Source organism: Acinetobacter lwoffii (genome assembly GCF_024129115.1).
GTDB lineage: Bacteria > Pseudomonadota > Gammaproteobacteria > Pseudomonadales > Moraxellaceae > Acinetobacter > Acinetobacter lwoffii_T.
Genome location: NZ_JAMXXO010000005.1, coordinates 56,128 through 74,051, shown reverse-complemented (window position 1 = coordinate 74,051; position 17,924 = coordinate 56,128). Strand labels below are relative to the sequence as shown.

Here is a 17,924-nt window from a genome sequence, read left to right as displayed (position 1 = left end):
CCCTTATTTATGATTAATGTGGAATGGTGCTTACACTAGCCGTAATTTTGTCATTAACATGATGGGCATAGACAAACACTGTTTGATTGGCTTTCACATCTAGGGTGACTGGAGAGCTAGATACACTCCCGCTAGAAAGTTGTAAATTATGTTTGCCCGGCGTTAAATTTAAGCGCGCAATCTGGGCATTACTCGGCAAGGTACTCCAGCCACGCAAGTCAGCACGCTCAGTCGCCATATTTAAGACGTTACCGGCAAGTTGACCAAACACACCAAACTGGTTACCAAGTTCTTTTTGTGCGGCATATTTTGCAGTGGCGCGCAGCACCTGACTGCTCACATTCGCCATAATTTTTTCTTTGAGGTCCTTGACGGCCAAAGCACCAATATCACTAATCACATAACTGTCTTGTAAAGCTTTATTATTGACTTTCACTTTCAGGCTAGTTGGTATCACATAGGTACTTGGTTCATAGGTCGCAAAAGCAATATTGATTAAACCGCCCGGTGTAGGGACATCAATTTTATTTTCCACCTTTTGCGGTACAATTCCCTGTTCGATAAATACAATCACCGGAACACTACCCTTCTTATGCTGTGTGACCAGTTGATCCAGACGTTTCACGTCTTCGGAAATTTGCTTATCTGGTTGTAACTCATAAGCTTTCTTATAATCAACCAAGGCATCATTGTATTCACCCAAGGTTTCCCATAAATTGGCTGCCATATAAAAAGCGTAGGCATTCTGATAGCTGTTCTTAATCTTGCCGGCTATGGGGTCCAGACCAACAAAAGCTTCATCCAGCACACTTAGATTCTTCTCTGCTTCCGTGTTTTTAGCTACTTTGTCTTTTTTCTTTTCTAGTTCTTTTTGGTGCAACAATTCGATTTCACGCTGGAGGCCCTGAGCCACGCGCATTTCTACCGCAGCAGCTTCCAGATCCTTTAAGAAAATATAGTTTTTAGCTTGGGAAATATGCGCCAGCACCTGCTCATGTGCTGGTACCAGATAAGGCACTACAGAGTCATTGCTGACCATGGCAAGAGCCTTAAACCCCATTCGGGACACACTAATTTTGGCCCGATTTTTTTGTTTTTCTAACAGCGTAAAGGCTTGCTTATAATAATCTCGGCTTTCTTCATATTGATGGTTAACTTGTAATAAGCGGGCTTGTTCAAGTAAATATAAAACTCCATCCTTTGAATCAGCTTTGTCCTTAAACTGAGTAATGAGGTTTTCAGATAAAGCGCTATTCAAATGACTACGGAAAAAACTACCTTCTTCATTATAACTACTAAATACTGCTGCCTGTGAAGTGACTGACACAGAAAATAGCGCAGAAATTAAAGTCCCTTTTAAAATATGATGCATAACAACCCCATTAAAAAAATAAATTAAAGATGAAAATTTCTGCATTCTACGAACAAAGCAATATGGTTTCAATATGTATATTTTGTATAATAATTGAAATATTCTGTACAATATATCGCAAATTTATTACATAAATAAACAAATATTATAGTTTGTTATCTAATATTGACCATTTTTTAATCACTAGAAACTATGTATCGAAATATAGTTAGAGCTTAATTAATGAGCTGAGATTGTAATACCTTACCTTTAGTTTTCAGATAAATTCTATTTAAAAGCAAGAAACTATATATAGTCTACTTTTAACCATGAATGATGTATTGTTATTATTTAATTCATTCCACCACAATATATTTAATATTTTTTATTAAAATTTAAGTAAGTTTTTACTCGGTTTATCTGGCTGTTTTAGCATAAATAAAAAACGCTTAAAACTACCTCCCATCATTTAAATAAAATCACTGAAGGTCTTTTTAAAAGGAATTTTAAAACCGGCCTTAACCTGTTCATGCCTGATTTACCCCATATCCAAGTTGTCAGCCTAAGCATTTTATGGGATAACTAGCAGGAAGAAAGCCGCTGTTTGAGTGATTACAATTAGGCCCGTAGGCCATGCTTCACTTTTTCAGACTGCATAGCATACTGACTTTGGGAGAACTGCTCAGGTGACCAAACAGTTTCTGACACATCGTTGTCTGATTGCACCGCCGCATGCGAATGATGATTTTTTTGCCCAGACGGTCATTTATCTCGCTCGTCATGATGAAGATGGTGCCCAAGGCATCATTATCAATCGACCTGCCGGCATTCAAATTAAAGAATTGCTGAATGATCTGGATATTGAAGCAGATAATGTCAATCCGCATGAAGTATTGCAAGGTGGCCCTTTGCGCCCTGAGGCCGGCTTTGTCTTACATACCGGTCAGCCGACCTGGCACTCCTCCATTGCCGTGGGTGAAAATGTCTGCATTACCACCTCCAAAGATATTCTGGATGCGATTGCGCATAATGAAGGTGTCGGTCGCTATCAGATTGCCCTCGGTTATGCCAGCTGGGGCAAGCATCAGCTGGAACAGGAAATTGCCCGTGGTGACTGGCTGATTTGTGATTCCGATATGGATCTGATTTTTAACTTACCTTATAACGACCGTTGGGATGCTGCCTATAAAAAAATGGGTGTAGACCGCAACTGGTTATCTTCCGAGATTGGACATGCTTGATGTAAACGCGCCATACACCATTATGGCGTTTGATTTTGGTACACAAAAAATGGGAATGTCGGTTGGACAATCCCTGATTGCAAGTGCCAATCCACTGCCCTTATTTCCCATGAAAGATGGTATCCCCAACTGGGATGAACTGCTCAAAATCGTGAAAAGCCATCAACCGAATTTATTTCTGGTCGGTTTGCCGCTGAATATGGATGATAGTGAATCCGAACTATCGACACGGGCGCGAAAATTTGCCCGCCGTTTACGTCATCAGACCAATATTGAAACCTGGATGGTGGATGAACGTCTGACCACCCGTGAAGCACGCGATGAACTGGAGCATTATCAGGCTCAAGGTCGCGGCAAGAAACTATCCGCTGACAGTATTGCGGCTGCCTTGTTGATCGAAAGCTGGTATCGTCATCCTGCCGGGATCACGCCTTAATCTGTTTTGAAAATTTTTAAATCAGCATCCTTCAGGGTGCTTTTTTATGCTCCAAAATGCTTCTTAAGGATAAAAATAACGAAAAGTCAGGTTAATTCTTGGCGTTAAAACTTTACTGGTTTTGCTGATACTGTGCTTCCAGTGTTGCTGTGTCGCGCCACGCATCACAATTAACTGCCCACTATGTAACAGCACATCGACTTTATCGCTACAAATTTTATGCTTAAAACTCATTTTGCGGGTAGCTCCCAGACTCAGAGAGGCAATGACATTTTCCCGAGAAGTACCTGTATATAACGCCGGCTCATCATCACTATGCCAGCCCAAGCCTTGAGAACCATCTTCATACAAATTGGCTAGACAGGAATTAAATGGATGACCGACCAGAATTTCAATATGCTGCTTTAAACGGAATAATCCGGGTGTCCATACCTGAGCTTGTTTGAGCGTACCAGAATAACGATACTGATAATGTTCATCGCCATACCAGACCACCTGGCGGCCGGTGACATGGTGCTTGCCAAATAAATGCACTTCATCATGTTGCCAGGCCAGCTGACTGAGAAAATGCTGTAGATACTGTTGGCTTTGTATCTGATCCAAAATCAGGCCATAATCTTCTACTACCCCATCAAAAGGTAATACATTGGCTTGCGGCTGGGGTGCAAATAAATCGAGCGTCATATCAATCAGATCCAGTATCCACATGAAAATACTGACATTCGACCTAAAGGATTACAACTGCTCTTCACAAATGACTACAACATTTATGCTTGTGGCTAGCCTAATTCCTGCCTAGACTGAATTCAACTTTCACAATAAAAATAATCCTTTTATGAACTTATGGCAGCTGTTTCAGAAACTTCGACCCTTTGTTCAGCCTTATCGGTTGCTGGTAATTGCCACGCTGATTCTGACCCTGATTGGTTCATTCACCGCACAGGTCAATGCCATTACCTTGCAATATGCGGTCGACAGCATCAATTCGCTACTCGAAGCAGGTCAAGGACTGGAGCAAGGCTGGCATATTCTGATCACGATTTCGGCGATTTTGCTAGGCAAAGAAATTATCAATGCCTTTGTCCAGTTTGGGCAGAAGTTCTATGGAGAGAAACTGCGGATTTTTGTCTCTCAGGATTTGGCCCAGGGGATTATTGAAAAGTTTTTAAAATATCGTCTGGCGTTTTTTAATCAGGAAAATAACCAGGCCGGTAAATTACAGACCCGGATTGACCGTGGCATTGGCTCACTGACCCGCCTGGTACAGATCTTCTTTATAGATATTTTACCGTTATTTACCAGTGCCATTGTGGCTTTGGGGCTAATGTACTATGCCAATGTCTATGTCGGTCTGGTTGCAACTGCCATTGTTCCGATCTATTTCTGGCTGACCTATAAACAGGCGCAAAAGCTCGGGGGCTGGCGCCGCAGTCTTCGCGATGGCCGGGAGAAAAAAAGTCAGGGCATTCTCAGCATCATCAACTCGATTACCGTGATCAAATCCTTTAACCGCGAATCGATTGAATCGGAAAAGCAGTTGGGATTACAGCGTGAACTGACCGACAATCAGATGAAAACCCGCCAGACCAGTTTCCTGTTTGATGGCCTGAAAACTTTTCTGGAACAGATCGGGATTGTACTGATCATTATTTTAACCTCCTACTTTGTGCTGGATGGCCAGATGAGTATCGGTATGATCATGTTTCATGTGCTGCTATTTAATAATGTCTCTGCCCCAATTCGATCCCTGCACCGGATTTATGATGAAGTGAATGATGCCATGATCTATTCAGAAAGCTTTTTCAAGATTCTGGAAGCCGATGATGAAATTGAACAAAGCGGTCAGCAGAAACCGATTGTCCAAGGAAAATTTGAACTGAGTGGCGTGAATTTTTATTATCCAAACGGCCACCATGCCCTGAAAGATATTGATATGGAAATTCGTCCCAATAAAATTACCGCCTTGGTGGGCTTATCGGGTGCCGGAAAATCCACCCTGATCAGTTTGCTGGATAAATTTTATGAACCACAGCAAGGCCAGATCAAACTGGATGGCATTGACCTGAAAGATTATGACACCCAATATCTACGCGATCATATTGGTCTGGTCTTACAAAAAAACCATATTTTTCAGGGCACCATCTTTGACAATATCCGTTACGGCAAAACTACTGCCTCAATGGAAGATGTAATTGAGGCGGCAGAAAAAGCCTCGATTCATGAGCAGATTTTACAGTTACCGGATGGCTATGACAGCGATGCCTTGATGCTGTCTGGCGGCCAGCAGCAACGGATTGCCTTGGCACGGATGTTCCTGAAAAATCCACCAATCATTTTTCTGGATGAACCGACGGCGAGTCTGGATGCAATTGCCACGGAACAGATCAAACAAAGTCTGGACCAGATCAAGCAAGGCCGTACCGTGATCATCATTTCGCATAGCCTGTCGCAGATTATTGATGCGGATTATACCTATGTAATGAAAGAAGGAACGATTGCCGAACATGGTGAACACGACCAGCTTTATCATCAGCAAGGCGTATATAAGGAAATCTTTGATGCGATGGCCAAAAGCCTGAATATTGAAAAAATTGCCAAAACTTTTGAAGATGATGCTGAGGAAGAAACTCATAGTTAGCTTTTCTATCCCAATAAAAAACCTCCGAGCTGGAGGTTTTTTTATTTAAGTCTGGAACGTTTAACGCTGAACTTTCTGTTCAATTTCTTCAACGCTGGTATGACGCACATCAAAACCTTTGACCATATAGATCACCTGTTCCGAAATATTCCGGGCATGATCGCCAATTCTTTCTAGCGAACGCAGCACCCATAATACATTGATGACACGACTGATATGCCGCGGATCTTCAATCATATAAGTCATAAGCGTACGTGTGGCTGATTGATACTCACGGTCAATATCCGCATCTGCCAACATGACCTTCAAAGCTTGATCTACATCCAGACGCGCAAAAGCATCCAGTGCATCATGAATCATCACCCGCACCTGGTTGCCAATATGCCGGGTTTCCATATAACCGCGCGGTGAGCCGCCCTCTTCACATAAGCTTTGTGCAATTCGGCCTATTTTCGAGGCTTCATCGCCAATCCGTTCCAGATCGGTATTGGCCTTGGACATGGCAAGCACCATACGTAAATCAATCGCGGCAGGATGACGGCGCGCCAGAATCAGGGTCAGCGCTTCATCAATATCTCGTTCCATCTGATTGACGACATTGTCTTGAAACTGCACATCTACTGCCATTGAGACATCTGTGTCCAATAAGGCATGAATGGCATTAGCTACCTGCTGTTCTACCAGTCCGCCCATCGTCATGAATTTGGTATTTACGTCCTGCAGTTCTTCATTAAATTGCGAAGAAATGTGATGACTTAATACAGGATTATTTGGACACAAGGAAAGCTACTCCTGAACGATAGAGGACAATGATCAATAATAAATCATATTAAAGCATATCTATGATGAAAGTTTGATGACAATAGTAGCCTCATAAAGACTGAGGCGAATCATATTCAATTAGCCAGGCGTTCAGTTCTGCCAGTTCCTTTTCGGTTAACTGCCCGACTGAAGCCTGCAATTGCAACACATGCAACAGATAGTCATATTTGGCATTTAAATAATCGGTCTTGGCAGAAAAGGCATTACGCTGTGCCAGCAATACATCAACCATGGTTTTTAAGCCTTCCTGATATTGCGCTCTGGAGGCTTGTGAGACAATTTCTGAAGAGTCCATCGCAGCTTTACGTGCATTGAGTTTGGCCTGATCGGTTTCTACCTGCATAAAAGACTGTTTCACATCGGTATTGGCTTTACGGATAGCCGCATCCAGTTGTGCTTCACTTTTTTGCACATTGACACCGGCCTGACGGATACTTTTTTGTGTGCGTCCGCCGCTAAATACATTCCAGTTCACTTCCACCCCAATCTGGTCGAAATCTCCATTGCTGGACATGATCGTGGCTGGACTTTGTTTTAAATAGCCATAGGTTCCGACCGCTTCGACCTGCGGATAGAGCGCAGCCTGCTCGACCCGTTTGGCATCTTCAGAATAGCGCTTTTGCAGACGCGCTTGCAGAATATTCAGATTCTGGCTTTGTGCCAATTCGGTCCAGGACTGCATATCACTTGGAACCGGTTTCTGAAACTGGAAATCGTTGCGTAGCACCGCCAGATTATCCTGATACGGGCCGATTAATTGTGCCAGCTGTTCTTGGGCCAGTACCAGCTGAACTTGAGTCGAAATCCGGTTGGCCTGGGCACTTTGATACTGGGCATTGGCTTCACTGACCTCACTGCGCGCTACCAGACCTTCTTTCAGCTTGGCATTCATCATCCGTAACTGCTCAGACAGTGCCTGCTCTTCCTGTAAATAAGCCGTAGTCAAAGACTGCTGCCGCAAGACATTAAAATAGGCTTCGGCCACCTGTAAAATATGCTGCTGTTTTTGCAGACGCAGATTGACTTCACTGAGTTCGACCGAGGTCTTGACCTGCTTATAACCTTGCCAGGCATCCCAGCGAAATAAAGGTTGGCGTGCGGTTAAGGCCACCTGACGGCTGGTTGTACTGGAACTTTGCAACTCACCAAATTCAGCAGGCAAACCTTCAGGCTGTAAGTTGTTGACGGACTGGTTTTTACGGGTCACATTTCCAGACAAAGTCACGGTCGGCAGCAAATTGCCGCTGGCAATCCCCAGATTGAGCTGATCAGCCTGATACTGCAACACATTCGCCTGCCAGTTCGGATCATTTTGCTGGGCGCGCGCATACGCTTCTTTTAAGTCCAAGGCAAAAATCGCCGGACTAATTAATAGCAATAAACCGGCCATGACACTGAGTTTTAATTTCATTTTATAGTGTTCACCCCTAACAGCCATTCAGATTAAAAAATTCTGGCACTTTAAGCTCAGCCATACTAAAGAGATCTCTTGAATTTTTACGTATGATTTTTATTAATTTTTTAATATAAAGATCAGTTTTTATCCATCATTAATTCAATTTTCTGGCTCTAATACCGGCAATGTAACAAAGCAATTCACAATACTAAACATAGTATTTTAGTTTGATCTATACAATATCTCCCAGTAAGGCCGTTATTTTCTGAATTCACCTATATATACAGAGTCCTGAAGCATAGTGTTAATGCCATTCCCATCGATATTCAAAGCCTGTTTGCTTGCTGGTAGCGTGCTGCTTCTTGGGGGCTGCCAACAGCCTTCAGATCCACAGATCCAGGTCGAACAGACTGAGACGAAGCAAACGCAAAGTCCAGTCAGTGACTTTAGCCTCATGTGCCAGAATATTGAAAAAAATATGTCCCAGATTAATGACCAGCGCACGACGTTTGCGCTGGAACAAATTAATCAGGATCTTAAAGTGTGCCTGCCGTTGATGGAATTGGCGGAGCAGAAGCACCTGATGCAACGCTCTACCGAAATGTATCAGCGCTTTTTAAAGGTGGATCGCACCGAGTTCCAGCAACGCGCCTTTGAGCAGTATGCACTGGAAATGGCCCAGCATCCGACCATTCAGCATGCGCATTTTCAACAGCTCACCTCACGTGACCAGTATCTGTTAAAACACAAGGGGCAGGCTTATGTAGAACTGCTGGATCTGGGTGATGGCACTTTACATTATCGCCGCAGCCCGGAATATCTGGTGCGTATTTTTGCCCCTTATTTACCAGCCGCTGAAAAAGCCTTTATTGAAAATCTGGCGGAACAGAATATGGAGCCGGTGCTGACGGAAAAACGCCTGCAGATTGAAGCCGCTGATATTGCAGCCCGCAGTCTGCTTTGGGAAGACTATCTCAAGACTTATCCGAATAGTAGTTATAAACGCGATGCCGAATATCTGCTGAAGCAATACACCTATTTCCTGTTTAGAGGTACCGAGCAATCGCCGGTGTCTGAAGATTATCACGATCGTTATGCCGTGGATACCAGTCATCTGGAAACCATTATCGGGCTGTCGAGTGGCCAGAAATCAACGCTGTCCACACAGGCACGCCTGTTTCTGGAATTTCTGGACATGACTCCGGAACAGCGCCAGCAAACCTTGCCTGCCGATTATAGAAACCGTTCGGAAGCAGAACAGATTCTGTACTATGCCCAGATCAGTCCGCCCTCACAAAAATACGATAAGGACTGCTTTACCGATGCCATCTGTATCTAGTTGGGATCAGTTTCACCTTCAATCAGTAGGACCATGTCTAAATCAATCCTCGCTTAAAGTTGAGCGATTTAGACCTGTTTATTCTGCCTAAACTGAGCTAAGCTTTAGCCTCGCTTGACGGAGCGCGAGTAATGCCTCGCTGAGATCATGTGATTCCTTTTATCATTATCAGGAATTGAGCATGAGTACCGTTGAACCTGATCAGGTTAATACCTGCGTAGGAATCAAGCCAGCTAAAAACCCAGCCCTTGCTTTATCTGTTCAGGATAAATCTGCCTACGTTTTTGGTCGTGCTTGATTCGTTGATGTCATTCATAAGGATCATAGCCATGAACCAGTTAACGAATCTTTCTTCTGAAACTACTCTCTCTGCTCATGAACAGGAAGCACGCGATTTAACGCGAATTCTACCCGCTTCACGTAAAGTCTATCTGCAAGGTTCCCGTCCTGATATTCAGGTACCCATGCGGGAAATTTCCTTAAGTGAAACCCCGACCAGTCTGGGCGGCGAACATAATCCACCTTTGATGGTCTATGACACCTCGGGTGTGTATACCGACCCCAACGTGACGATTGACCTGAACAAAGGTCTGCCGAATGTTCGTGAAAGCTGGATTGAACAGCGCAACGATAGCGAAATTCTGGATCAGCTCAGTTCTGAATTTGGTCGCCAGCGTTTACGTGATATCCGCACCGCCGCGATCCGTTTCGCGCATATCCAAAAACCACGTAAAGCCAAACGTGGCCGCAACATTACCCAGATGCATTATGCCAAACAAGGTATCATCACACCGGAAATGGAATACATCGCCATTCGTGAAAACCTGCGCCAACTCGATGGTGTCGATATGCGCCAGCATCCGGGCCAGAATTTTGGTGCAAAAAACCTGACTGAAATTACGCCAGAATTTGTGCGTCAGGAAGTCGCCGCAGGACGCGCGATTATTCCGGCCAATATCAATCATCTGGAACTGGAACCGATGATCATCGGGCGTAATTTTCTGGTCAAAATCAATGCCAATATTGGTAATTCTGCACTCGGTTCAAGTATCGAAGAAGAAGTCTCGAAAATGACCTGGGCGACACGTTGGGGCGCAGATACGATTATGGACCTCTCGACCGGCCAGAATATTCATGAAACCCGTGAATGGATTATCCGCAACTCTCCTGTACCAATTGGAACCGTACCGATCTATCAGGCACTGGAAAAAGTCAATGGTGTGGCCGAAGACCTGACCTGGGAGATCTTTAAAGACACCCTGATTGAACAGGCTGAACAAGGTGTGGACTATTTCACCATTCATGCCGGCGTGCTTTTAAGATATGTACCGCTGACTGCCAACCGTTTGACCGGTATCGTATCGCGTGGCGGTTCGATCATGGCGCAGTGGTGTCTGGCACATCATCAGGAAAACTTCTTGTATACCCATTTCGATGAAATCTGCGAGATCATGAAAGCTTATGACGTATCGTTTAGTCTCGGCGATGGCCTACGTCCGGGCTGTGTGCAGGATGCCAATGACGAAGCGCAATTTGCCGAACTTCGAACTTTGGGCGAACTGACCCACCGTGCCTGGGAGCATGATGTTCAGGTGATGATTGAGGGCCCGGGCCATGTCCCGATGCATATGATCAAGGAAAATATGGATCTGCAACTGGAAGTCTGTAAAGAAGCACCCTTTTATACCTTGGGGCCACTCACCACCGATATTGCACCGGGTTATGACCATATTACTTCGGCAATAGGAGCGGCGATGATTGGCTGGTACGGTACCGCGATGCTGTGTTATGTGACGCCGAAAGAGCATCTCGGTTTGCCGAATAAAAAGGATGTCAAAGACGGCATTATTACTTACAAGATTGCCGCGCATGCAGCCGATCTGGCCAAAGGTCATCCAGGAGCACAAGCCCGAGATAATGCCCTGTCCAAGGCGCGTTTTGAGTTCCGCTGGGAAGACCAGTTTAACTTGAGTCTGGATCCGGACACGGCGCGCAGCATGCATGATGAAACCATGCCGAAAGCGGCACATAAATCCGCGCACTTTTGTTCCATGTGCGGACCGAAGTTCTGTTCAATGAAGATTAGCCAGAATGTTCGCGATTATGCCAGTCAACAGGCCAATCCTGATCAGCCGGCAAGCTCTCAGGCCGAAATTGAAGCCGGCATGGATCAGATGAAAGCCAGCTTCCACAACTCTGGTCAAAATTTATACCACAAACTATAAAACTGTAAAAAAAACAGTTGTCTTCAAAAAAAACTCAGATAGGATGAAAATAAATCAATTCATTCTATCTGAGCATATGAATATTATTAAACAGGCCTCTTATAATAAAAAAGACTTTAGCGTAGAGGCACGTGAGTTCTTGTACCGGGGATTTATTCACGTAGAAAAAGTCAGCCTGAAACATCGTCTATTTAATCAGGAAAGCTCAACCCCTATTTTGCAACGTGAGCTGATTCATCGGCCAGAAGCAGCGGGTGTGCTGATGTACAACCATCAACAGCAGAAATTTGGCCTGATCGAACAGTTCCGGATTGGTGGACTGGACGATGTCGATTCTCCTTGGCAACTCGAAGTGATTGCTGGCGTTCTGGATGGAGACGAAGCACCTGAAGTGTGCATCCGTCGCGAAGCACTCGAAGAATCAGGCTGTACCCTGGATGAGCTACAGCACATTTTCAGCTTCTATCCTTCCGCCGGGGCATGTTCCGAACTGTTTCATTTATATGTGGCCCAAACCGAATTGCCTGAACAGGGCGGTGTTTTTGGCATGCCGGATGAAGGGGAAAATATCCAGCTGCATATTCTGGATTATGCCGATATTCCGTTCTTGCTCACGAATGGTCGCTTAAGAAATGCGCCTGTCATTATGGCCTTGCAATGGTTGCAACAACATATTCATACTGCAGGAATATGTCTAAGGGGAAAGACATGAGTTTTCAGCAGTCAAGCACAAGCACACAGCCGGATTGGACCATTATCCAGATTTCTGATACCCATTTGATGGATCGGGAAGAGCTGGAATTTGCCCGGATGAATCCCGAGCAGAGTTTTCACGAGGTGATGCAGCAGATCCAACAGCGCTTTCCCCAAATGGATGCACTGATTCATACCGGTGATCTGGCACAGGTGCCGGTCGAGCAGACTTATCAACGCTATTTAGCATTTGTCCAGTCTTTAAACGTGCCGTATTATCAGATTCCAGGTAACCATGACGATTCTCGGGTGTTCCCTTTTCACCAGCATGCGAATCAGGTACATGCCATTCATTTTGGCACCTGGACCATGATCCTGTTAAATAGTGCCGTTCAAGGCAAGATCGATGGCTGGGTGGAACAAGCTCAACTCGATCAATTGGACCAATTATTGCTTGAATTTAAGCATCAGCATGTCATTGTCGCTTGCCATCATCATCCTTTTACGATGAAGTCACACTGGATTGACCAGCACCGACTGAAAAATGCTGAAGATTTAAAAGATGTACTGGCTCGGCATCATAATATCAAGCTGGTTCTGTTTGGTCATGTGCATCAGGATTCCTGCAACGAATGGCATGGCATCTACTTTTTATCCACGCCATCGACCAGTGTGCAGTTTAAACCTAAAAGTGAAGATTTCGCGCTAGATCAGGCGGCACCAGGTTATCGTGTATTACATTTGCAACAAAATGGTGAGTTTGATACCTATATTGAACGGGTGGCATTGAGCCAGCAAAATATTAATACCGAAATTTCAGGTTATTAACTTTTCAATTTGTTTTTTTTGCATTACTTTATTGCAACCAAAGGAAATGTGATATGCATAGTCCAGACATCAAAGACTATCAATAAGCATAAAAAGTCTATATGATGACGGCCCCCATAGGAGGATAATCTTTCTACAGGGTGGATAAAAAACTGCATATCACCATATTTTTTGCGTAGCAATCATACGCATAGATGAGGAATGCCCTAAATGGCGAATGACAACCAAAATCAAGTCTTAGACAATCAAACTGATGTTGTAGAAGAGAAAGCTGCAAAGCGCGTACGCAAATCTAAGCCTAAAACGACTGACGGTGGTTCTACTGCTAGCTTATTTGGTATTGAACCTTATCAACCTAAAAAAAATGAAGAATACATGTCTGAAGGTCAGCTTCAGCATTTCCGCCAAATCTTGCTGGCTTGGAAAGCTGAGTTGATGTCAGAAGTGGATCGTACCCTGAATACGATGCAAGACGAAAATACTGCTCTTCCAGATGTGAATGACCGTGCGACTCAGGAAGAAGAGTTTGCGATTGAGTTACGTACCCGTGACCGTGAACGTAAACTGATTCGTAAAATCGAACAGTCGATCGAAGCAATCCAGAATGATGACTATGGTTTCTGTGAAACTTGTGGTATCGAGATTGGCTTGCGTCGTTTAGAAGCACGTCCAACGGCTACTTTATGTATTGACTGCAAAACCCTTGCAGAGATCAAAGAGAAGCAAAATAACGGTTAAGCATGTCTGTAAATAATCCTCCCCTAACCCCTCCTTTAAAAAAGGAGGGGGACAACAGGATGGCTTATGTGGGCCGGTTCGCGCCATCGCCAACCGGCCCTTTGCATTTTGGCTCCCTCATTACCGCAGTTGCCAGTTACTGCGATGCCAAAGCCAATCAAGGCACATGGCTGGTCCGGATTGAAGACACCGATATTCCCCGCATTTATCCCGGCAGCGAAGAGCATATCCTGCGTGCCATGGATGCCTTTCAGCTTGAACCTGATGCCGAAATCATTTTCCAGAAAGACCGTTTAGATATTTACGAAGACGTCATCCAGCAATTACGTCAGCAAGACCTAGTCTATGCCTGTCAATGTACCCGTAAAATGCTCGGTTCCAACCATATCTATCAGGATACCTGCCGCAACTTGGGTCTGGCTTTTGAGCATCAGGCCATCCGTTTAAAAGTTGAAGATGTTGAAATCTGTTTTGAAGACCGGCTGCAAGGTCAGCACTGTTCAGAACTGAAAAAAGATCTGGGCGATTTTGTCTTAAAACGTCGTGACGGCATTATGAATTACCAGCTGGCTGTAGTAGTCGATGACTATCTGCAAGGTATGACTCATGCGGTACGTGGAGCTGATCTTTTAGATAATACCGAACGGCAAATCTATCTGGGACAGTTACTCGGTTATCCGCGTCTGAGCTATATGCATCTACCGCTGGCAATGAATGATCAGGGGCAAAAACTGTCAAAACAGAATCTGGCCCAAGCACTGGATTTAACTCAGGCACCCCAATTATTAAAACAGGCACTTCAGGCTTTGCATCAGGCTGAAGTTGATTTGGACACTCCCGATCGGATGCTGCAACAGGCGGTAGTACAATGGGACATTGAGCGGATTCCACATACAACTGAGCTACAAGGTCACTATTTATAAAAACAGCTTTTCACTTAAGCTAGACTTCTAGAATGAAAAATTGATAGGAAGAAGAGTATGTTTTTTATTTTTGGCGTCGGCCCTAAAACCAAAACCATTGAGAAAAGCCAGTTTCTGTGTCCGGTCTGCCGTACTCGTTCGGGCTATGAGCTAAAACAGCAGCGTAATTATTTTTCTTTATTTTTTATACCCTTGATTCCACTTTCCAAGCCTAAATCTGCTTTTGTGACCTGTTCCAATTGTGGAACCGCAATGCCGAGCACGGTACTGGACCATGCTCAGCCAGAGCCAGGACGAAACTCCAATCTAGAAGCTTGATTCTTCGCGGCTTGGATTGACCTGACGCGTGGTCGAATCAATTTTCAGAATCAGACTGATCATGACCGCACAGATAATCAGGGATGAACCGCCATAACTAATAAATGGCAAGGTCAAACCCTTGGTCGGCAACATGCCCATATTCATACCGGCATTCACCAGAATCTGTAACAGGAAAATGATACTGATGCCATAAGCCAGATAGCCGGCACGCAAATATTGATGCTGCAAGGCGCGGTGTCCAATGCGGATACAGCAAACCAGCATGGTGAAGGACAAGATCAGGATGGTTGAAATGCCTAAAAAGCCAAATTCTTCACCCAAAATTGCCAGCATGAAATCGGTATGCGCCTCAGGCAAATAAGACATTTTCTGGATACTATGCCCCAAGCCTACCCCTGCCCATTCCCCACGGCCAAAGGCCATAAGGGCATTAGAGAGCTGATAACCGGTGCCTAAGGGATCTTCCCAAGGATTCGAAAAAGACAGCAGACGTTGCAGACGATACGGTTCCAACAGAATCGCGGCAGCAAATGCGCCGACCAAGGTCATAAAAGCCACACCGAACTGAATCCACGGCGCACCCGCCAGAAAGAACACGCCAAGCATGGTTAAGGTAATTACCACGGTTGCACCCAAGTCAGGCTCGAGAATAATCAAACCGACGGTAGCACCCATGATGGCACTTAAACGGACCAGACCCTTGATATTATTCCGTACTTCTTCCGCACGGCGCACCACGTAGTCTGCAGTAAAAATTGCCATCATCACTTTGGCGACTTCCGAAGCCTGTAAGGTAAAGCCTGCGATCCGAATCCAGCGTTTGGAACCATTGACTTCCGTCCCGACAAATAGCACGGCCACCAAAAGTACGATGGTAATAATCCACAAAAAGAAAGTGTTATTAAACCAGACTTTTAAGGGGATTTTATAAGCCAGAAAAGCTGCTACGGCAGCGACAAAAATCGAAATCCCATGTCGGCTAATATAGTGAAACGGATTTTCATGCATACGTTCTGCATAGGGCATCGAGGCCGATGCCACCATGATCGAACCAATGCAGAGCAAAGCCAACACACAGAAAATCAATACATTCCGTGGATTCACTTCAGCAGGTATTCTAGGTATCCACTGCGTATAAAATTGATTTAATTTATTGATCGTAGTCTGAGCAAACCCAGCCATATCACGAATCCTTGTTATTCTTAATTGAGTTCATTCACATACGCAACAAACTTACGACCACGCTCAGGATAACCCGAGAACATATCAAAACTTGCGCATGCAGGAGACAATAGCACGACATCATGGGTCTGAGTGTGCTTTTGGCAGATTTCTACCGCCTGCTGCAGGCTGTCCGCATGGATCAGTTCAGTCGTGCCCGCAATCGCTGCTTCAATGATGGGACGATCTTCACCGATCAATACCGCTACTTTGGCATATTTAGCGAGTGATTCCCGTAAAGCTTTAAAATCCTGGCCCTTACCTTGTCCACCAAGAATAATCGCAACCTTACCGCCTTGGGCTTCAATCGCCATGCCCAGACCGTCCAGTGCCGCCAAGGTTGCGCCGATATTGGTACCTTTGGAGTCGTTATAATAGCGTACGCCCTGTACTTCCTTGACGAATTCACAGCGATGTTCCAGACCTTTAAACGTCTTCAAGGTATTCAACATGCTGTCCAGTGGCAGACCAATCGCCTCACCCAGCGCCAGACAGGCCAAGGCATTGGCAACATTATGCGTGCCCTGCATATACATCTCGGTACTTTTCAGCAGACGCTCACGACCACGCGCCAGCCAGATGCTGCCATCCGTATCCTTGAGAATACCGTACTGGTTCATATCCGGTGCATTTAGACCAAAGCTTTGTATCGGTGTTACGTCTGGCACCAGAGGACGGGTCAAAGAGTCATCACGGTTATAGACGACTTTTTTTACACCCTGGAAAATCCGGTGTTTCGCCGTGTGATAACCCATCATATCGCCATGACGATCCAGATGATCTTCACTCATGTTCAACACTACCGCGACTTCAGCCGCCAGATTTGAGGTGGTTTCCAGCTGAAAACTGGACAGCTCGAGTATATACAGCTCAGGATCGTCTTTAGTCAGGTCTAGCGCAGGACGACCTAAGTTACCACCGATAGCGACTTTTTTACCTGCATCCGCTGCCATCAAGCCAATCAAGGTCGTCACGGTACTTTTGGCATTAGAACCGGTAATTGCTACGATTGGCTTGTCTGTAGCACGGCGTAAAATCTGGATTTCACTGACTACTGGAATGCCCTTGTTGATGGCTGCCTGAATTTCAGGAAGTTTAGGATCAAGTCCTGGGCTGATCACGATTTCTTCCGCAGACAACAACAGCTCGGCATCAAACTGACCGAAACTGGTCTGAACTTCAGCGGGAATCTGCTCATGTCCTGGCGGGTTAGCTCTAGAATCTGTTACTGCAACGCGGTAGCCCTGGCTATGCAAGAAATTGACTGCTGCAACACCTGATATTCCGAGTCCTGCAACGACTTTTAACCCACCACGTTGTATTAACATTTTCGCCCCATATTTTGGTCTATTTTGAAACTGACGAAATGGTAGCACTTTGCTGTTTTGAATGCCTTTTCTGATTGGCCTTTCTGCACATTTTTTTTGTGTCTATGCGTAAAAAAACCGTCATGATCATGACGGTTTTTAAAATTGAGCCAGAACAGGAAATTATTTCCATTTTACCGCTTGTTGAGCCGGCTTTACGTCTGAACCTTTTTCTGAAACCGGACAGGCACAGTTACCACCGCAGCCTGCCGCCACACCCGGTTGCAGCCATTTGGCCAGACGCTGCCAGCCCTTGGCCGCACAGACATCAGACAGCTTCTGGAAGACTGAACTAGAAGTGTTCGGAAACACCTTTTTGAATACTACCAGCATGCTCCAAAGCACCAGTGCTGTCACAATTAGAATTTCAATCATCTCAATCTCC

General features: G+C 45.0%; 17 protein-coding genes and 1 riboswitch. Of the genes, 10 read left to right on the top strand and 7 right to left on the bottom strand.

What is annotated here, in order from left to right:
* Positions 1–13: 13 nt before the first annotated feature.
* Positions 14–1,372, bottom strand: coding sequence for a COG3014 family protein (locus NI470_RS06340; RefSeq protein ID WP_034438391.1), 1,359 nt, complete (start codon positions 1,370–1,372; stop codon positions 14–16).
* A 665-nt stretch (positions 1,373–2,037) separates the two neighbouring features.
* Between NI470_RS06340 and NI470_RS06335 the strand changes: the two genes are divergently transcribed.
* Together NI470_RS06335 and ruvX are read left to right on the top strand one after the other, a co-directional pair.
* Positions 2,038–2,592 carry a YqgE/AlgH family protein gene (locus tag NI470_RS06335; RefSeq protein WP_004281085.1) on the top strand — a complete coding sequence of 185 codons (555 nt, stop codon included), beginning with the start codon at positions 2,038–2,040 and terminating at the stop codon, positions 2,590–2,592.
* Positions 2,585–3,028 (top strand): Holliday junction resolvase RuvX, encoded by a 444-nt coding sequence (gene ruvX / locus NI470_RS06330; protein ID WP_253138219.1) that lies wholly within the window; start codon positions 2,585–2,587, stop codon positions 3,026–3,028. The genes NI470_RS06335 and ruvX overlap by 8 nt, the downstream gene beginning before the upstream one ends.
* 63 nt (positions 3,029–3,091) lie before the next feature.
* On the opposite strand, the gene NI470_RS06325 is transcribed toward ruvX, so the two are convergent.
* Complete coding sequence (locus NI470_RS06325) at positions 3,092–3,712, bottom strand: alpha-ketoglutarate-dependent dioxygenase AlkB family protein (protein ID WP_253147990.1); 621 nt, start codon at positions 3,710–3,712, stop codon at positions 3,092–3,094.
* Positions 3,713–3,863: 151 nt separating this feature from the next.
* Between NI470_RS06325 and NI470_RS06320 the strand changes: the two genes are divergently transcribed.
* Positions 3,864–5,666, top strand: a complete 1,803-nt coding sequence (locus NI470_RS06320; protein ID WP_253147991.1) for an ABC transporter ATP-binding protein — start codon at positions 3,864–3,866, stop codon at positions 5,664–5,666.
* Positions 5,667–5,726: 60 nt separating this feature from the next.
* On the opposite strand, the gene phoU is transcribed toward NI470_RS06320, so the two are convergent.
* Together phoU and abuO are read right to left on the bottom strand one after the other, a co-directional pair.
* Positions 5,727–6,446 (bottom strand): phosphate signaling complex protein PhoU, encoded by a 720-nt coding sequence (gene phoU / locus NI470_RS06315; RefSeq protein ID WP_005108465.1) that lies wholly within the window; start codon positions 6,444–6,446, stop codon positions 5,727–5,729.
* Positions 6,447–6,537: 91 nt separating this feature from the next.
* The gene (gene abuO / locus NI470_RS06310) at positions 6,538–7,899 is read right to left on the bottom strand and encodes a multidrug efflux outer membrane protein AbuO (RefSeq protein WP_253147992.1); all 1,362 of its coding nucleotides are present in this window, start codon (positions 7,897–7,899) and stop codon (positions 6,538–6,540) included.
* 292 nt (positions 7,900–8,191) lie between these two features.
* Here abuO and NI470_RS06305 point away from each other — a divergent pair, with 292 nt between their 5' ends.
* The 7 genes from NI470_RS06305 to NI470_RS06275 all read left to right on the top strand — a co-directional run bounded on the left by NI470_RS06305 (position 8,192) and on the right by NI470_RS06275 (position 14,948).
* Positions 8,192–9,223, top strand: coding sequence for a hypothetical protein (locus NI470_RS06305; protein ID WP_148334357.1), 1,032 nt, complete (start codon positions 8,192–8,194; stop codon positions 9,221–9,223).
* 108 nt (positions 9,224–9,331) lie between these two features.
* Positions 9,332–9,464, top strand: a riboswitch (TPP riboswitch).
* An 88-nt stretch (positions 9,465–9,552) separates the two neighbouring features.
* On the top strand, positions 9,553–11,448 hold the full coding sequence (gene thiC / locus NI470_RS06300) for a phosphomethylpyrimidine synthase ThiC (protein WP_253147993.1): 1,896 nt from the start codon (positions 9,553–9,555) through the stop codon (positions 11,446–11,448).
* Positions 11,449–11,524: 76 nt separating this feature from the next.
* Positions 11,525–12,160 carry an NUDIX domain-containing protein gene (locus NI470_RS06295; RefSeq protein WP_253147994.1) on the top strand — a complete coding sequence of 212 codons (636 nt, stop codon included), beginning with the start codon at positions 11,525–11,527 and terminating at the stop codon, positions 12,158–12,160.
* Positions 12,157–12,969: a metallophosphoesterase gene (locus NI470_RS06290; RefSeq protein WP_253147995.1), complete on the top strand. Its 813-nt coding sequence runs from the start codon at positions 12,157–12,159 to the stop codon at positions 12,967–12,969. Before NI470_RS06295 ends, NI470_RS06290 begins: the two co-directional genes overlap by 4 nt.
* Positions 12,970–13,179: 210 nt before the next feature.
* Positions 13,180–13,707, top strand: coding sequence for an RNA polymerase-binding protein DksA (gene dksA, locus NI470_RS06285; protein WP_004281072.1), 528 nt, complete (start codon positions 13,180–13,182; stop codon positions 13,705–13,707).
* 2 nt (positions 13,708–13,709) lie between these two features.
* Complete coding sequence (gene gluQRS, locus NI470_RS06280) at positions 13,710–14,630, top strand: tRNA glutamyl-Q(34) synthetase GluQRS (RefSeq protein ID WP_004281071.1); 921 nt, start codon at positions 13,710–13,712, stop codon at positions 14,628–14,630.
* Positions 14,631–14,687: 57 nt separating this feature from the next.
* Complete coding sequence (locus NI470_RS06275) at positions 14,688–14,948, top strand: zinc ribbon domain-containing protein (protein WP_004281070.1); 261 nt, start codon at positions 14,688–14,690, stop codon at positions 14,946–14,948.
* Here the strand turns inward: NI470_RS06275 and ftsW are convergent.
* The 3 genes from ftsW to NI470_RS06260 form a co-directional block, all read right to left on the bottom strand.
* Positions 14,937–16,133 carry a putative lipid II flippase FtsW gene (ftsW, locus tag NI470_RS06270; RefSeq protein ID WP_004281069.1) on the bottom strand — a complete coding sequence of 399 codons (1,197 nt, stop codon included), beginning with the start codon at positions 16,131–16,133 and terminating at the stop codon, positions 14,937–14,939. The two genes, NI470_RS06275 and ftsW, sit on opposite strands and share 12 nt — an antisense overlap.
* Before the next feature lie 20 nt (positions 16,134–16,153).
* Positions 16,154–17,500 carry a UDP-N-acetylmuramoyl-L-alanine--D-glutamate ligase gene (gene murD / locus NI470_RS06265; RefSeq protein WP_253147147.1) on the bottom strand — a complete coding sequence of 449 codons (1,347 nt, stop codon included), beginning with the start codon at positions 17,498–17,500 and terminating at the stop codon, positions 16,154–16,156.
* 162 nt (positions 17,501–17,662) lie between these two features.
* Positions 17,663–17,914: a DUF6587 family protein gene (locus NI470_RS06260; RefSeq protein ID WP_064102353.1), complete on the bottom strand. Its 252-nt coding sequence runs from the start codon at positions 17,912–17,914 to the stop codon at positions 17,663–17,665.
* Positions 17,915–17,924: the final 10 nt, after the last annotated feature.

Coding starts and splice junctions, on each gene's coding strand:
- NI470_RS06340 (WP_034438391.1), bottom strand. CDS start 1,372: ATGCATCATATTTTAAAAGGGACTTTAATTTCTGCGCTATTTTCTGTG.
- ruvX (WP_253138219.1), top strand. CDS start 2,585: ATGCTTGATGTAAACGCGCCATACACCATTATGGCGTTTGATTTTGGT.
- NI470_RS06325 (WP_253147990.1), bottom strand. CDS start 3,712: ATGACGCTCGATTTATTTGCACCCCAGCCGCAAGCCAATGTATTACCT.
- NI470_RS06320 (WP_253147991.1), top strand. CDS start 3,864: ATGAACTTATGGCAGCTGTTTCAGAAACTTCGACCCTTTGTTCAGCCT.
- abuO (WP_253147992.1), bottom strand. CDS start 7,899: ATGAAATTAAAACTCAGTGTCATGGCCGGTTTATTGCTATTAATTAGT.
- NI470_RS06305 (WP_148334357.1), top strand. CDS start 8,192: ATGCCATTCCCATCGATATTCAAAGCCTGTTTGCTTGCTGGTAGCGTG.
- thiC (WP_253147993.1), top strand. CDS start 9,553: ATGAACCAGTTAACGAATCTTTCTTCTGAAACTACTCTCTCTGCTCAT.
- NI470_RS06295 (WP_253147994.1), top strand. CDS start 11,525: ATGAATATTATTAAACAGGCCTCTTATAATAAAAAAGACTTTAGCGTA.
- NI470_RS06290 (WP_253147995.1), top strand. CDS start 12,157: ATGAGTTTTCAGCAGTCAAGCACAAGCACACAGCCGGATTGGACCATT.
- dksA (WP_004281072.1), top strand. CDS start 13,180: ATGGCGAATGACAACCAAAATCAAGTCTTAGACAATCAAACTGATGTT.
- gluQRS (WP_004281071.1), top strand. CDS start 13,710: ATGTCTGTAAATAATCCTCCCCTAACCCCTCCTTTAAAAAAGGAGGGG.
- NI470_RS06275 (WP_004281070.1), top strand. CDS start 14,688: ATGTTTTTTATTTTTGGCGTCGGCCCTAAAACCAAAACCATTGAGAAA.
- ftsW (WP_004281069.1), bottom strand. CDS start 16,133: ATGGCTGGGTTTGCTCAGACTACGATCAATAAATTAAATCAATTTTAT.
- murD (WP_253147147.1), bottom strand. CDS start 17,500: ATGTTAATACAACGTGGTGGGTTAAAAGTCGTTGCAGGACTCGGAATA.
- NI470_RS06260 (WP_064102353.1), bottom strand. CDS start 17,914: ATGATTGAAATTCTAATTGTGACAGCACTGGTGCTTTGGAGCATGCTG.